General features: G+C 38.1%; 14 protein-coding genes. 6 read left to right on the top strand and 8 right to left on the bottom strand.

The genetic code is table 11. The features are described from left to right. Window positions 1–204 precede the first annotated feature (204 nt). Both LPB86_RS04320 and LPB86_RS04325 read right to left on the bottom strand, forming a co-directional pair. Window positions 205–1,071, bottom strand: coding sequence for a M48 family metallopeptidase (locus tag LPB86_RS04320; RefSeq protein WP_230641314.1), 867 nt, complete (start codon window positions 1,069–1,071; stop codon window positions 205–207). 15 nt (window positions 1,072–1,086) lie between these two features. Then, entirely contained in the window at window positions 1,087–1,380 is a 294-nt protein-coding gene (locus LPB86_RS04325) for an HU family DNA-binding protein (RefSeq protein ID WP_230641315.1), read from the bottom strand. 169 nt (window positions 1,381–1,549) lie between these two features. Here LPB86_RS04325 and mutY point away from each other — a divergent pair, with 169 nt between their 5' ends. Continuing rightward, entirely contained in the window at window positions 1,550–2,599 is a 1,050-nt protein-coding gene (gene mutY, locus LPB86_RS04330) for an A/G-specific adenine glycosylase (RefSeq protein ID WP_230641316.1), read from the top strand. 10 nt (window positions 2,600–2,609) lie between these two features. Next, window positions 2,610–3,047, top strand: a complete 438-nt coding sequence (locus LPB86_RS04335) for a single-stranded DNA-binding protein (RefSeq protein ID WP_230641317.1) — start codon at window positions 2,610–2,612, stop codon at window positions 3,045–3,047. Between the two features lie 77 nt (window positions 3,048–3,124). On the opposite strand, the gene LPB86_RS04340 is transcribed toward LPB86_RS04335, so the two are convergent. Beyond that, entirely contained in the window at window positions 3,125–4,540 is a 1,416-nt protein-coding gene (locus tag LPB86_RS04340; protein WP_230641318.1) for a DUF4270 family protein, read from the bottom strand. A 22-nt stretch (window positions 4,541–4,562) separates the two neighbouring features. Beyond that, window positions 4,563–5,387, bottom strand: a complete 825-nt coding sequence (locus LPB86_RS04345; protein WP_230641319.1) for a glycogen/starch synthase — start codon at window positions 5,385–5,387, stop codon at window positions 4,563–4,565. A 151-nt stretch (window positions 5,388–5,538) separates the two neighbouring features. Here LPB86_RS04345 and panC point away from each other — a divergent pair, with 151 nt between their 5' ends. The 3 genes from panC (at window position 5,539) to LPB86_RS04360 (ending at window position 7,983) form a co-directional block, all read left to right on the top strand. Then, entirely contained in the window at window positions 5,539–6,378 is an 840-nt protein-coding gene (gene panC, locus LPB86_RS04350; protein ID WP_230641320.1) for a pantoate--beta-alanine ligase, read from the top strand. Between the two features lie 45 nt (window positions 6,379–6,423). Next, on the top strand, window positions 6,424–6,774 hold the full coding sequence (panD, locus tag LPB86_RS04355; RefSeq protein ID WP_230641321.1) for an aspartate 1-decarboxylase: 351 nt from the start codon (window positions 6,424–6,426) through the stop codon (window positions 6,772–6,774). A gap of 69 nt (window positions 6,775–6,843) precedes the next feature. Beyond that, entirely contained in the window at window positions 6,844–7,983 is a 1,140-nt protein-coding gene (locus LPB86_RS04360) for an acyl-CoA dehydrogenase (protein WP_230641322.1), read from the top strand. 265 nt (window positions 7,984–8,248) lie between these two features. Here the strand turns inward: LPB86_RS04360 and LPB86_RS04365 are convergent, their stop codons facing one another. From LPB86_RS04365 to LPB86_RS04380, 4 genes are all read right to left on the bottom strand, one after another. Then, window positions 8,249–9,214: an IS3 family transposase gene (locus tag LPB86_RS04365; protein ID WP_230641323.1), complete on the bottom strand. Its 966-nt coding sequence runs from the start codon at window positions 9,212–9,214 to the stop codon at window positions 8,249–8,251. Continuing rightward, window positions 9,162–9,539: a transposase gene (locus LPB86_RS04370; RefSeq protein ID WP_230641324.1), complete on the bottom strand. Its 378-nt coding sequence runs from the start codon at window positions 9,537–9,539 to the stop codon at window positions 9,162–9,164. The genes LPB86_RS04365 and LPB86_RS04370 overlap by 53 nt, the downstream gene beginning before the upstream one ends. Window positions 9,540–9,615: 76 nt before the next feature. Continuing rightward, complete coding sequence (locus tag LPB86_RS04375; RefSeq protein ID WP_230641327.1) at window positions 9,616–9,963, bottom strand: phage holin family protein; 348 nt, start codon at window positions 9,961–9,963, stop codon at window positions 9,616–9,618. A 79-nt stretch (window positions 9,964–10,042) separates the two neighbouring features. Further along, entirely contained in the window at window positions 10,043–10,789 is a 747-nt protein-coding gene (locus LPB86_RS04380; RefSeq protein WP_230641329.1) for a DeoR/GlpR family DNA-binding transcription regulator, read from the bottom strand. A 237-nt stretch (window positions 10,790–11,026) separates the two neighbouring features. On the opposite strand from LPB86_RS04380, the gene LPB86_RS04385 reads away from it, so the two are divergent. Then, window positions 11,027–14,056 carry a SusC/RagA family TonB-linked outer membrane protein gene (locus LPB86_RS04385; protein ID WP_230641333.1) on the top strand — a complete coding sequence of 1,010 codons (3,030 nt, stop codon included), beginning with the start codon at window positions 11,027–11,029 and terminating at the stop codon, window positions 14,054–14,056. Window positions 14,057–14,063 lie beyond the last annotated feature (7 nt).

Raw genomic sequence — 14,063 nt, forward strand, 5'->3', positions numbered from 1 at the left:
ATAAAAAACAGTACAAACAACAATATATACCATGAAGTTATCAAGGTATATATCATTGTTGGTACGGTTACATAAAAAAGACTATTTTTTCTTATGTCTGTTTTTTCTTAAACGTTTTTTACGTTTATGGGTAGCCATTTTATGTCTTTTTCTTTTTTTACCGCTTGGCATAATCTTAGTTTTTAAATATTTTAAATCTGTTTATTAAATTTTTTCTTTCAACTCCGCCACTCTTTTATCTATAAAAGTAGAAAGAGTTGGGTTGGCAGCCAGTTTCTTACTATTTAAGTAAGCACTTACAGCTTCCTTATTTTTGCCCAGGTTTTCATATGCTGTTGCCAGATAAAAATAAGCATCAGGTGATGGCTTAATGGCAATAATATCGTTGAACCTGGTAATCGCTTTATCAAACTGTCCCGATTTAATAGCAAAAGTGCCCAAACTCATATTTGCTTTAATATTTCTCGGTTCTTTTTTAACTACTTCCAGCAACATTGCTATACCCTGCATAGGCATACCCATACCATTTACAATGGTAATGCCCAAACCTGTTTTCGCATCTGTGTTTGTGGAATCAAGATTAAGCGCCTTAGTATAGGCTGCGTTAGCTTTTTGTAACAATGCCGGCTGTAATACACTATCTCTCGTAATATCATAAGCTTTCATGAAGCGGAGACCCGCATTTAGCCAATTGTTGAGGGTTTCCTCTTTATTGGCTATAATTTCAAGGTATAATGCACTTGGAACAGGTTGCTCTACATCGTCCCATTTTTGGGCCAGCAATTGAGCTTCTTTAAGTTTATCCTCATCAGAAGCTGCTTTAAAGGCAGTTTCTAATGAGGTAATCTCTGTAGCTAGTGCAGATCCAATTACATTCTTGCCAGTAGTTGATACTTCTGATAAGCTAATTTCCTGCGCTGTGGAAGTTGTAAGTTGTCCGGATGCCGGAACATTTGTTGTTTCCTCCTTCGGCTTTACAAGACTTTTAACATCACGCGTAAACAAAAATGCTACAAGAAGCACTACTGCCCCTATAATAATTGTCTGTTTTAAACGAGTGTTAGTTTTCATGTAATGCCTGGAATATTAAGCTAATTGTTTAGAGTTGTTTTTTACTTTTTCAACAAAAACTTTTGCTGGTTTAAAGCTTGGAACAAAGTGTTCCGGGATAATAATAGCCGTGTTTTTTGAGATATTTCTTGCAGTTTTTTGTGCTCTTTTTTTAACTACGAAACTTCCAAAACCCCTAACGTAAACATTTTCTCCTCCGATCATACTGCTCTTGATCACTTTGAAAAACGCCTCTACAGTCTCCTGTACATCTACTTTTTCAATTCCTGTTTTTGATGATATTTCTGAAATAATATCTGCCTTAGTCATATTTTCTATTATTAGTTTATTGTTATTTGAATATTATAAGTGTTTTGGGGTTGCAAAAGTATTGCTTTTTAATGAGATAGGAAAATAAAAGATGATTTATTTGCGCCCCAAACAATCAGGGAATTGCAAGTTTTATAAAAAGCGACCAATTAGCTTGTATTTTTGTACCATGGATTTTCAAAATGAAATCATCTCCTGGTACCAAATTAATAAACGAAATCTTCCCTGGCGTTCAACAAAGGATGCATACGTTATCTGGCTTTCTGAAATTATCCTTCAGCAAACAAGAGTAGAGCAGGGACTTCCTTATTTTAATAAATTCCTGGAGGCTTATCCAACGGTGGGCGACTTTGCTTCAGCCTCAGAAACACAGGTTTTAAAACTCTGGCAAGGCCTGGGCTATTATTCACGCGGCAGGAATATGTTGTTCACCGCACAACAAGTTAACGATCTTTATGATGGTGTTTTTCCAGTACAGTATAATGAATTAATTAAGTTAAAAGGAGTAGGGGAATATACAGCTGCAGCTATTTCTTCCTTTTCTTCGGGCGAGATAAAAGCGGTATTGGATGGAAATGTGTTTAGAGTGTTGTCCAGGTATTTTGGGGTTAACCATCCCATCAACAGTAGCATTGGTAAAAAGGAGTTCTCTGCACTCGCGCAAAGTCTTATAGAAGGTCAGGATGCTTCGGTATATAACCAGGCAATTATGGAATTTGGCGCTTTACAATGTAAACCAAAATCTCCAGTGTGTGGGCTCTGTCCGGTTCAGTCAGGTTGTTATGCTTATCAGCATAACCAGGTAAATCAATTGCCGGTTAAGTTAAAAAAGCTGATCAAACGAAATCGTTATTTTAACTATTTCATATGCGTAGAAGAAGGTCGAATTTTACTAAATCACCGTGGGGCAGGGGATATTTGGCAGCATTTATACGATTTTCCGATGATTGAAACGGAGCAGGAAGATAATCTCTTTGAAGCTGGCTTAGTAAATAAAGTTAAACACAAATTTGGTGCAAACGTTGTTATTAAGCCAATCATGAAAGTAAAGCATTTACTCACCCATCAAACTATATTTGCCGAGTTTTTTGGTTTAGAGAATTATATCCTTAACTTTAATCACGATAGCACATTTAAATGGGTAGATCTGTCAGAGTTAGAGGAGCTTCCTCAGCCAAAAATGATCACCGATTTTTTAAACTTCTATTTAACCAAATAATAAATTATATATGTCAGGCATCAATAAAGTAATTCTGGTTGGACATCTGGGAAAAGATCCGGAAGTTCGGCATTTAGATGGAGGTGTAACAGTAGCCAGCTTTCCGCTAGCTACCTCCGAAACCTACAACAAAGACGGTAAAAGGGTAGAACAAACAGAATGGCATAACATTGTTCTTTGGCGGGGTTTAGCTGAAGTAGCCTCTAAATACCTGCAAAAAGGCAAGCTTATCTATGTTGAAGGTAAGTTAAGAACGCGTTCTTTTGAGGACAGGGAGAAGGTGAAAAAGTACGTTACAGAAGTTGTAGCCGAAAACTTTACCATTCTTGGTAGAAAAAGCGATTTTGAAACCGCCGCTCAACCATTGGCGGGTGTCGGTCAAACACAAAAAAATGAAGATGAATTTACTGCAAGTCCGGGTGATTTGTCGGGCGATTTGCCATTCTAAAGAGATAATAACCTAAGCTCGTAAACAAAAAAAGCCCCTTGCTGATTAGCGAGGGGCTTTTTTATTTTTGGAATTTCTTAGTTGATTACGGTATAATATACATTCAACTTCAGTTTATTAGTCGCATTTGCTTTTGATCCGATGATTGATCTGGCACTTGAAGTAAGTGCTGGAGTTGCATTAAATTCAGTTGAAGAACTGGTAGAAAGGTAAGTGCCATAATCTATAAGTTTTCCATCAAGTAAGTCTTGAAGGTAAGCGGTTACACTAAAAACATATTTCTTGTTAACGGCATCATAATACCCGCCAAAAGCCGTTGCTCTTTGATCAGTGCTGCTATTGTCTGGAAGGTTAGTTCTCTGACCAGCGATATCATAACGATATAATGCAAGTCTTGGTGCAGGTGTAAAAGGAGTCACATCTGTTCCGGAGCTTAAATCAATTACCAGTTCAGCTTTATTAACAATTATTTTAGTGCCGGCTTTAACTCCAAAATTTGCGTAAAACTTATCCAGATATGGAAAAGTTATTTTGTTTCTCAAACCACCAAGGCCTTGTAAGTAAGTAACATTGTACTGTGTGTTGCTTACGTCGTTAAGCTGCGCATTTACTGCTGTTGTATAAGTATGCTTGATAGTAGCAGCAACTGGGTTAGATGCATAAGCGATAGGGAAATACGAGGCTACAGTATCTATGTTGGTAGAAGTTGTGGCATTAGGTCTTTTGTAATAAAACTCAATTCTTGAATTTGTTCCGCTCATGTCAAAAAACATGATACCGCCAGTGCCTGTACTTAAGCTTTTATTGATGCGTAAATGGAGTCCTTTAAAAATACCCGCAAGCGCCGCACTGTTGTTTAATTTAAAGGTGTCAATACTTACAATCTTGTTTTGCATTACAGCAGTATTTAACTTAATTCTTAGCTGTGCTACGCCAGTTTTAATCGTATCTGCTGCGCCGGTTACAATGTCCGTAGTCTTAACAGTTGTTGTTGGTTGTATTCTAAAGATATTTACATTTCCGGAAGCAGGCTGTGAAAGCAAATCGCCATAGGCCCAATCCACATTACTTTTGAAATTTTCCTCCATTGAAATGTCTTTGGCCAACTGATGCACTTCTACCGCATATCTGGAAATTGTAGTATCTCCATAAAATTGGGTAGAGTATGGAAGTACGAGAACTGCAGAGTCCAATACTGCGTTTTTACCAAAACGGAAACTTGTACTAGGTACATTAATGGCCATCGCTAAGCTGGCTTCTGAAGTTCCTAAAGTCGGGTCTTGTAAATAACCAAAAGGATACCGTGTTAGCCCAATCGTAGAAATAACATCATCAGTTAAAGTTTTAGAACTAACTGTAATGGTGTCTATCAGTTTACCCTGTATCTCTGTAGCGGGGTCAACATCCAGTCCAATCGTGTTAGAGTTTTCACAAGATGCAAAAAGAAAAAGACTTATCAACAGGGTCAATAAGTCTAGTTTTGTAAATTTCATATTTAAAATAATAAGGCCTGAGTTATGCTATTGAAACCAATTCTTCATTTGAGATTTCTTCGTACATGCTGTAGAAGTTCTCAAAATTTTCGGTTAAATTATAAGCTAAAGTTGGCTTATTAGAATCTTTAACAAATTTTAACATAGCGTCATCAATATGTTCACCAGCCAAAGCAATAGCATCTGAATACGTAACAGCACCCATATGCAATGCGTTACAGTCTGCCTTTTCAAATATTTTGGTGTGCTCTGCGGTCATGCCAGGCATAATCGCTTTTTTATGTAAATCAACGTTTAAAGTTTCGGTAAAGCAGTTGTCATAAATAGAGTACATTACTTTAGAATTCTTAAACGTAGGATCGTTTTTGTAGGTAGTTTTAATATATGCAGGGATCAGCGCAGTCATCCAGCCATGGCAATGCACAATATCAGGGGCCCAGCCAAGTTTTTTTACCGTTTCCAGCGCACCTTTACAAAAGAAAATCATTCTTTCATCATTGTCATCGTAAAACTTGCTTTCTTTGTCTCTGAAAACATACTTACGTTGAAAATAATCTTCATTATCCAAAAAATAAACTTGCATGCGAGCGGCAGGAATAGAGGCAACCTTGATAATTAAGGGGTTGTCATTATCATCAATGATGATGTTCATTCCGGATAAACGAATAACTTCGTGCAGCCTGTTCCTTCTTTCGTTAATGTTTCCGAACCTAGGCATCAGAATGCGGATTTCAAATCCTTTTTCCTGCATGGCCTGAGGCAATTGGCGGGTAATTTCTGAAATTTTAGTGAGCTCAAGGAAAGGCGACATCTCGTGTGTAACAATCAGTAGCTTCGTTTTTGCCATCTCCATATTCGTAAATAAAATTATGTTAAAGAAAAGATAATCAAGGGGCAAAGGTAAGCAAAATAATCAAATTTATCAATATAATTACGTCAATGTTTTGTTGGTTGACTATAATTAACCAACTTTGGCTTTTAAAGCCATATCAGTTAGTTTGAAAATTATCAATACAATTGCAGCACTTAAGTCAGTGCTTCAGCCAATAAAATCTACCGTTCATAAAATTGCATTGGTTCCTACTATGGGCGCTTTGCATAGTGGACATGTATCTCTAATCCAGAAGGCTAAACAGTTGGCGGATGTAGTGGTTTGCAGCATCTTTGTTAATCCTACTCAGTTTACAGACCCTAAGGATCTTGAAAAATACCCAAGGCCCCTGGAGCATGATATAAAAATGCTGGAAGAAGCAGGTTGCGATTATGTGTTTATGCCTTCGGTAAAAGAGATGTACCCGCAGCCAGAAAGCTGGCATATTGATTTGGGACCTGCAGAATTTTTATTGGAAGGCGAGTTTAGAAAAGGTCACTATCAGGGTGTAACCCAAATTGTTAAAAAACTTTTTGATGCAGCCAATCCTGATATAGCGTTTTTTGGTCAGAAAGATTTTCAGCAAGTATTAATGATTCAAAATATGGTTGCTCATTTCCAGATGCCTGTAGAAATTGTGTCTTGTCCTATTATAAGAGAAGATGATGGTCTGGCAATGAGTTCCAGAAATATTCATCTTTCCCCTTCCGACAGGCAGAATGCCCTGGTGCTTAGTCAGGCATTAAATTATGTAAAGGATAACTTTGAGTCGCAAACTATTCCCCAACTGGTACTAAAGGCAAAGCAGATCATCAATAGTGTACCAGGAGTAGAGCTTGATTATTTTACCATAGCAGATACGAAGACGCTTCTGCCTGAAGATAAAAAGATGGCCCAAAATAGCATTGCGCTTGTCGCTGCAAAAGTTGGAGAAACACGCCTTATAGATAACGTAATTCTCAACTAACGCATTTTTACATAAATCCCACAGAACTTTAGCTAACTTTGCTCCATGATTATCGAGATTTTAAAATCGAAAATACACCGTGTTAAAGTAACACAGGCCGAATTACATTATGTAGGCAGTATTACTATCGACGAAGATTTGATGGATGCTGCAAGCATTATAGCAAATGAGAAAGTACAGATCGTGAACAATAATAATGGCGAGCGTTTTGAAACTTATGTGATCAGGGGAGAACGAGGCACTGGAACTGTTTGTTTAAACGGTGCAACAGCCAGAAAAGTTCAGGTTGGCGATATACTCATTATTATGTCTTATGGCTCTTTACCTATTGCAGAGGCTAAAAAATATGTGCCAATCTTAGTCTTTCCAGACGATAACAACCGACTTTTGGTATAAATATTACTATGGCTGCATAGTATTTAGTTATTATTAGCTAGCTTTGGTTAACTAATTATAAATCATACTATGCTATTTCAACTCAACGAAGAACAACTGATGATCCAGCAGGCTGCGCGGGATTTTGCGCAGCATGAACTGAAGCCTGGAGTTATTGAGCGAGATGAACATCAGAAATTTCCTGCAGAACAAGTAAAAAAGCTGGGTGAACTTGGCTTTTTAGGAATGATGGTGTCCGAAAAATACAATGGGAGTGGTCTGGATGCGCTTTCATATGTTCTGGTAATGGAAGAATTGTCTAAAATTGACGCATCTGCCTCTGTTGTGGTATCAGTTAACAACTCCTTAGTTTGTTACGGCTTAGAAGCATATGGTTCAGATTATCAAAAAGAAAAATATTTAAAGCCTTTAGCTTCCGGTCAGCAAATCGGTGCTTTCTGTTTGTCAGAGCCAGAAGCGGGTTCCGATGCCACCTCTCAGCAAACTACTGCAGAAGATAAAGGAGATTACTACTTGCTTAACGGCACTAAAAACTGGATTACCAATGGTGGTACTGCCAGCACTTATCTTGTTATCGCGCAAACAGACCGTGCTTTAAAGCATCGGGGAATCAATGCCTTTATTGTAGAAAAGGGAATGGAGGGATTTACAGTTGGCCCTAAAGAAAATAAAATGGGAATCCGTGGTTCCGATACACATTCGCTAATGTTTAATGATGTTAAAGTGCCTAAAGAGAACCGTATCGGTGAAGATGGTTTTGGATTTAAGTTTGCTATGAAGACTTTAGAGGGAGGTCGTATTGGTATTGCGGCTCAGGCTTTAGGTATAGCTGCAGGCGCCTATGAGTTGGCGCTTGACTACTCAAAGCAGCGTAAGTCATTTGGTAAGCCTATTTCCGATCATCAGGCTATAGCCTTTAAATTGGCAGATATGGCAACTAAAATTGAAGCTGCGCGAATGCTGGTGTATAAAGCAGCTTGGTTAAAGGATCAAGGATTGTCCTATACTTTAGCTGGTTCAATGGCTAAACTGTATGCCTCTAAAGTTGCAATGGAAGTAACTGTTGAGGCTGTTCAAGTACATGGTGGATATGGTTTTGTAAAAGAATACCATGTAGAACGATTGATGCGGGACGCTAAGATTACTCAAATTTATGAGGGTACTTCAGAAATTCAGCAGTTGGTTATTTCCAGAGAAATTTTAAAATAGTGATGGGGGCAAAAGCCTCCTCGGTGTGTGCGTCCGGCATGCGTATATACCATCAAGCAATCACGTTCGAATCACGTACAGATCAACTTCGAGGTTGAAAGGCATTTAGGTTACTCAACCCCTAAGCAACCTCGAAGTTGATTCAAGCCAATGGTTAAGTTGGTATATACGCATGCCGGACTGTCCTATACTGGAATAAGTTTACACTAAGAAGTCTTATTACTACTATTAGTTTACTGTGAAATTTGTAATTACTGTATTTGGTTTACAATACTATATTTTCTTTCTGATATTTGTTTACATAACTTTGATTTAAAGGATTTAGGTTTATTTTTTCTTTGCTGTGTGTAATTTCAGGGGTTTGATATTGGCAACTGGCATGCAGTCTCAAGTTGTTATATTTATAAACTGCACTGTTTACCGCTTCGCTTGCCTGGCTATGAGATTTAAAGGTTTTATAAAGATCAAATTCAGCTTTGAGTATTCCATTGACGCGCTCAGCAATAGCATTATCATAAGGACTTCCCGTTTGTGTCATACTGATCTGGATTGTCTTTTTCCTGAGCAACGAAACATAATCATCACAGCAGTACTGTGTACCTCTGTCAGAATGATGGATCAATGCTTTTTCAGGGTATATCCTGGCTGTTACCGCCTGATTAAGTGCCTTTATGCATCCTGCTGCTTTCAGGTCCCTAGATAAATAGTATCCTACTATTTTCCTGGAATACGCATCTGTTATTAAGGACAAATAGGTGAATCCGGTTACCGTAGTGATATAGGTAATATCACTTACCCATATTTCTTCTGCCTGCTGGGCGGCCTTTCTTTGCACCAGATCAGGATGTATCCTGTAGCGATGAAATGAATTTGTTGTTGACACATGTCTTTTCTTAGACTTCACCAACATGCCATTCTCACGCACAAGAGCAAATACAGCATCCCTGCCCATAGTTATTCCCAAAGCCTGTAGAAAGCCATTGTTGAGTTCCTTGTAAAGCTTAATACATCCGGTTTTAGGCAGATCCTTTCTGATCTCCCTTATCCTTTGAAGCACAATATGATCCTGAAAAACCCGAAGTTCAGATCTTTTTAGATGGTTATACCAGGCCTGCCTGGTATAACCAAATGTTGCGCAAAGATTATCTAAACTGTAATATTTGCGCGTCCCTCTAAGTTCAGCGATCACCTGGTAGCAACTTTTTTTTAAGATCTGTCCGGTAATCTTCATTGGCAATGGCGATGACCTTCTCAAGGGCTGCAATTTTCATCTCAGCCAGAGCTAGCTTTTTCTCCAATGTTTTGATGTCTTCCGAGCCGGGAGAGGAATTTTCTGGTTTTTCTGGTTCCTCATGCATAACAATTTCGTGGTTTTTTCTGTACCAAGATACAAACCACCAAACATTATTCTCTTTTAAACCGTATTTTTTTGCAACCTGGGCGTAGCTATAGTTTCCATTTAAATAATCCAGGGCTACCTGAACTTTGAAACTGTCTGAATAGGTGTTTTTTCTCCCACCCTTACCTTTGTTAGGCTTCTCATTTATCATAATCATTTTCTATTTTGAAAACTCTCTTACGTAAACTTTATTTAGGAATGGACAGACGCAGCCTGGTAACATGAACTATTTGTTATCTTCTTTCCAATCCAGCTATTGAGCCGAAAATCGCTTTAAGAATTGCAACTACTATTGCCAATAAAGCTGCGGACCAGAATCCTCGCACATCAAATCCGGACATTAGGTTCGATACCAGTAAAATCATTAAAACGGTAATAATGAAGGAGACTAACCCAAGCGTAAGAATGTTGATGGGCAAGGTTAGTATTCTCAATATAAATCCTATTGTTGCATTAACCAAAGCAATCATAATTGCGGCAATAATTGCTGTACCGTAGCCATTAACGGATACCCCTGGCACTAAATAGGCGCCTAGTAATAAAACAAGACCCATTAATAAAATCTCAATGATAAATTTCATCTGCTTATAATTTGTTATTTATACTAAAATAAGATTTTTTGCTAAATTGTTTCTGGATAAACTCATGTTTAAATAAGGATTATATGATCTGCAAGTCCTTTACCCTATAAGGGTCCAGGTCTTCACAATTAGGGTCAAGTTCAGTAACCAGGTAGTGGATATTGGTTAAAGAGGCCACTTTAAGTTTGAGGGATATGTTTAGCTTTTCTGCGATACATAAAATGGCAGTTTTCCTTGAGGTACTTAACATCGTTTTCTTTATTTGGTTAATTTCCCAATCCGTATCTGTAAGCCCGTCTTTAGGGTGTATCGCACTCGTTCCTAGCAAACAAAGATCGGCGTTAATTTCTGAGAGCTGATTAATTACATGACCGCCGTATGTGATTTGAGAGTTTTTAGAGAACTTACCACCAATTAAAATAACCTCCATTTTTGGATATTTTGCCAGTTCTATGGCTACAAAGGGGCTGATGGTAAAAAAGGTGGCCTGTAAATTTTCAGGTAACTGCTTAACCAGTTCTATAATTGAAGTTCCACCTCCTGTTACTATAACCATTCCGTCTTTTATTAAGCTTGTCGCTTTTTTCGCAATGCTGATTTTGGCCTCACGAGCATAAATATCGGTATCATCAAAGGAGGATTGATAGGATTTAGATAAAGCACCACCATGAACTTTAGATAGTTGGTTAAGATCAGATAATTCCTGAAGGTCCCTTCTAATGGTATCTTCAGATACATTAAGTAGCTCTACCAGATCTGAAGATAGTACACGGTTGTGCAAATTGATCTGTCGCATGATGATGTCATGTCTTTCCTTCTTTAACATTTTTAAATTTTCGGCTAATTTAATGATAAAATTTTAATAGTGTTGTTGCGGTTTTTTGCGTCTTTTTGCAACATTAATTTTACAAAATGCTTTTTTAATATGCTGTTCGAAAGCAAAATAACCAAATTATATTATATATATTTACCGCAGTTCTGATTATTTGCGGTTATTTGCGTTTTATTTAGTGCAGTTTATCACGAACAAACAAACAACCTAATACTAACCAATTCATCACTTATGAAACAAAAATTACTCTTTATTTTTCTGAGTATGTTTTTACTGCTTTCGCAGGCAATGGCTCAGAAAATTACTGTGACAGGTAAGGTAATCTCCAGCGAGGACAAGCTATTTGTTCCTGGCGTCTCCGTAAAAATCAAAGGCGGCTTATCTGCAACCCAAACCAATTCAGATGGAATTTATTCCATTAGTGCGAATAAGGGGGATGTGCTTGTTTTTACCTATATCGGGTTTGAAGTGCTGGAGCAAACTGTTGGCACTTCAACAATTCTTAACGCGGAGCTAAAAACCAGTTACAAATCATTAAATGAAGTGGTAGTTACGGCACTTGGCATTCAGCGAGATAAAAGGACGCTAACTTATTCCGTTCAAACGGTTAAGGGAGATGATTTGAGGGATGCCAATCAGCCCAACATCATCAATGCTTTGCAAGGTCAGATTGCTGGTGCACAGATTACTAGTTCAGGGGGCTCGCCAGGTTTACCATCTGAAATTATCCTAAGAGGTGTTTCCTCTTTAACTGGAGATAATCAGCCCATTATGATTGTAGACGGGATTAGGGTTAGCAATGCATCTTCCGATGGAACAGTGAACAGGTTAGCTGATTTTAACCCGGCTGACATAGAAAATATTTCTGTACTTAAAGGCGCAGCAGCAGCAGCGTTGTATGGTATTGATGCGGCATCTGGAGCGATCATCATTACAACTAAAAAAGGGAAAGCAGGTAGTTTGCAATCAAACGGCTCCTATAAGTCCTTTATAGAAACCGTAGGACGCTTGCCTAAACAGCAAAAGATTTATACTTCTGGTACAGGTACAGGCTTCGATGAAAGTTCAATTTCATCATGGGGGCGTAAGTATAGAAGCGATGAGGCAATTTATGACAACCTGGGTCAGTTTTTTGGTACGGGAGTGGTGCATGATGTAAATTACAACGTAAACGGGGGGGCAGAAAAATTTAATTATTATATGTCCGGTAATTACCGTGGTGGTTCCTCAATCATTCCCAATACAGAAAGTGACAAAATCGCCATGTTGATCAAAGGATCAGCTACAATAGCTAAAAATCTGGTTTTAACAGCAAGTGCCAATTACATTAAAAACAATATTAAAGAGGGAATTGTAGGGGGCAGTTCAGGAGGATATGCAAATAGTATTTATATGTACCCTTTACGGTATGATATTAACAGGTATCAATATGATAACGGGAACCCATATTACGAATATTATGAAAATAGTGGATCTGAAGAAACGGCGAGAATATCACCAATGTGGTCCATCATGAAAAACCCGCGGTATACAGAAACCCAGCGTATTGTGGTGAACAGCAATCTTGATTATAAAGTTAACGATTGGATTAATTTATCTTATAGAATAGGTCAGGATTATTATAATCAGGATTACAGCAACATTACCGTTCCTGGTACTCCGGGTAGTTACATAACTGGCGGAAGATTGTATCAAACAAAAGGGAATTATATTTATCAAACCAATATTTTCAACAGTACATTTGATAGACAGGTTGTGAAAGATTTAAGGGCGACATTAATTCTTGGAGCAAGTTCAGAGTATTTCGAGGCCAGTACAAACTCATTTACCGGTGAAGGTTTTATTGTACCCGACATCTATAGCGTGAATAATATTCCGCCAGCCAACCTAATCACGGGCGAAGGGCTAAGAAGAAGACAACGCTATGCAGTTTATGGTGATTTTAAACTGGAATATAAAAATTTGTTAAGTATAGGTGTTACCGGTAGAAATGACTGGTCATCTACATTACCACCCAATTCAAGGTCGTTTTATTCACCATCGTATTCTGGAGCTTTTACGTTTTCTGAATTGTTTGAAAGCAAAAGTGATTGGTTTGGTAAATTAAGGGCTAGTTATGCCAAAGTAGGTAAGGACGCACCTATTTATGCTACTTATACTACGCTGCAAGCCAATCCAGGTCTTGGTGGCGGTTATCAAAACAACTCAACTGGGGGTAATATTAATCTGGTAAATGAAACAACTATTGAAAAGGAAGTTGGTTTTGAATTGAGGCTTTTTAAAAATCGGCTAACCATTGAAAGTGCGTATTATGATAAAGAAAGTCATGATCAGGTAGTTACAGCAAGGGTTCCGCTTCCTACCGGGTTTGTGATTCAAACATTTAATGTTGGTAAACTTAGAAACAGAGGTTTGGAACTCTCTCTGGGCGGAACACCTGTAAAAACAGCAAATTTTAACTGGAATGTTACTTTAAATGCATGGCGTAACCGTTCTAAAATGCTGGAATTTCCAGGTCAGATAGAGGTATTCCCATATACCTTTGGACAGCCTTATAATGCCGCTAAAGCAGCATCTATGATCAATATGCCAGTATTAGGCATTGTAGGAACAGACTATTTAAGAACTGCAGAAGGATATGCTGTGATTGGTGCCGATGGCTACCCGGTGATTAACAGCGAGAGCCAATCCATTTATATAGGTAATCGAGAGCCTAAATTAAATATGGGCCTGCTTAATAAATTCAGCTATAAAGATTTTTCACTCTCTTTTCTATGGGATTTCCGCTTAGGAGGAGATGTGTATAATGCTACACGTTTAGGAATGATTGCAAGAGGTAGCGCTGCCGATGTAGGAGAGTGGAGAGACCGAGACTTTACTTTTAATGGTGTGGTTTTGCAAAATGATGGTTCATATATCAGCAACACTAAACAAGTCCCGCTTACTTATGCTTATTTTGTAAACAATTATGCCGCAGTCGGCACCAATTTTATTGAAACAGTCAATTGGGCCCGGGTGCGTTACATCACCTTTAGTTATAGTCTGCCTAAAAAGATTACGCAACGGTTAAAGTTGTCAAGATTAAGTCTTGAGCTATCTGCACAAAATCCAATATTGATTACCAACTATTCTGGAGGCGATCCAGAAGTCAATAGTGCTGGTCCTAATGCTGGTGGTGGTGGCGGAAGCACCATGGGTGTAGATTATGGCGCTATTCCATTATCGAAAACATATTCAATAGGTATCTCTGTAGGGTTTTAATTTTATT

Origin of the sequence: Pedobacter sp. MC2016-14, assembly GCF_020991475.1 — a bacterium.
Classification (GTDB): domain Bacteria; phylum Bacteroidota; class Bacteroidia; order Sphingobacteriales; family Sphingobacteriaceae; genus Pedobacter.

Excerpts from the sequence above, each read along its gene's own strand:
- LPB86_RS04320 (WP_230641314.1), bottom strand. The coding sequence starts at position 1,071 with ATGAAAACTAACACTCGTTTAAAACAGACAATTATTATAGGGGCAGTA.
- LPB86_RS04325 (WP_230641315.1), bottom strand. The coding sequence starts at position 1,380 with ATGACTAAGGCAGATATTATTTCAGAAATATCATCAAAAACAGGAATT.
- mutY (WP_230641316.1), top strand. The coding sequence starts at position 1,550 with ATGGATTTTCAAAATGAAATCATCTCCTGGTACCAAATTAATAAACGA.
- LPB86_RS04335 (WP_230641317.1), top strand. The coding sequence starts at position 2,610 with ATGTCAGGCATCAATAAAGTAATTCTGGTTGGACATCTGGGAAAAGAT.
- LPB86_RS04340 (WP_230641318.1), bottom strand. The coding sequence starts at position 4,540 with ATGAAATTTACAAAACTAGACTTATTGACCCTGTTGATAAGTCTTTTT.
- LPB86_RS04345 (WP_230641319.1), bottom strand. The coding sequence starts at position 5,387 with ATGGCAAAAACGAAGCTACTGATTGTTACACACGAGATGTCGCCTTTC.
- panD (WP_230641321.1), top strand. The coding sequence starts at position 6,424 with ATGATTATCGAGATTTTAAAATCGAAAATACACCGTGTTAAAGTAACA.
- LPB86_RS04360 (WP_230641322.1), top strand. The coding sequence starts at position 6,844 with ATGCTATTTCAACTCAACGAAGAACAACTGATGATCCAGCAGGCTGCG.
- LPB86_RS04365 (WP_230641323.1), bottom strand. The coding sequence starts at position 9,214 with ATGAAGATTACCGGACAGATCTTAAAAAAAAGTTGCTACCAGGTGATC.
- LPB86_RS04370 (WP_230641324.1), bottom strand. The coding sequence starts at position 9,539 with ATGATTATGATAAATGAGAAGCCTAACAAAGGTAAGGGTGGGAGAAAA.
- LPB86_RS04375 (WP_230641327.1), bottom strand. The coding sequence starts at position 9,963 with ATGAAATTTATCATTGAGATTTTATTAATGGGTCTTGTTTTATTACTA.
- LPB86_RS04380 (WP_230641329.1), bottom strand. The coding sequence starts at position 10,789 with ATGTTAAAGAAGGAAAGACATGACATCATCATGCGACAGATCAATTTG.
- LPB86_RS04385 (WP_230641333.1), top strand. The coding sequence starts at position 11,027 with ATGAAACAAAAATTACTCTTTATTTTTCTGAGTATGTTTTTACTGCTT.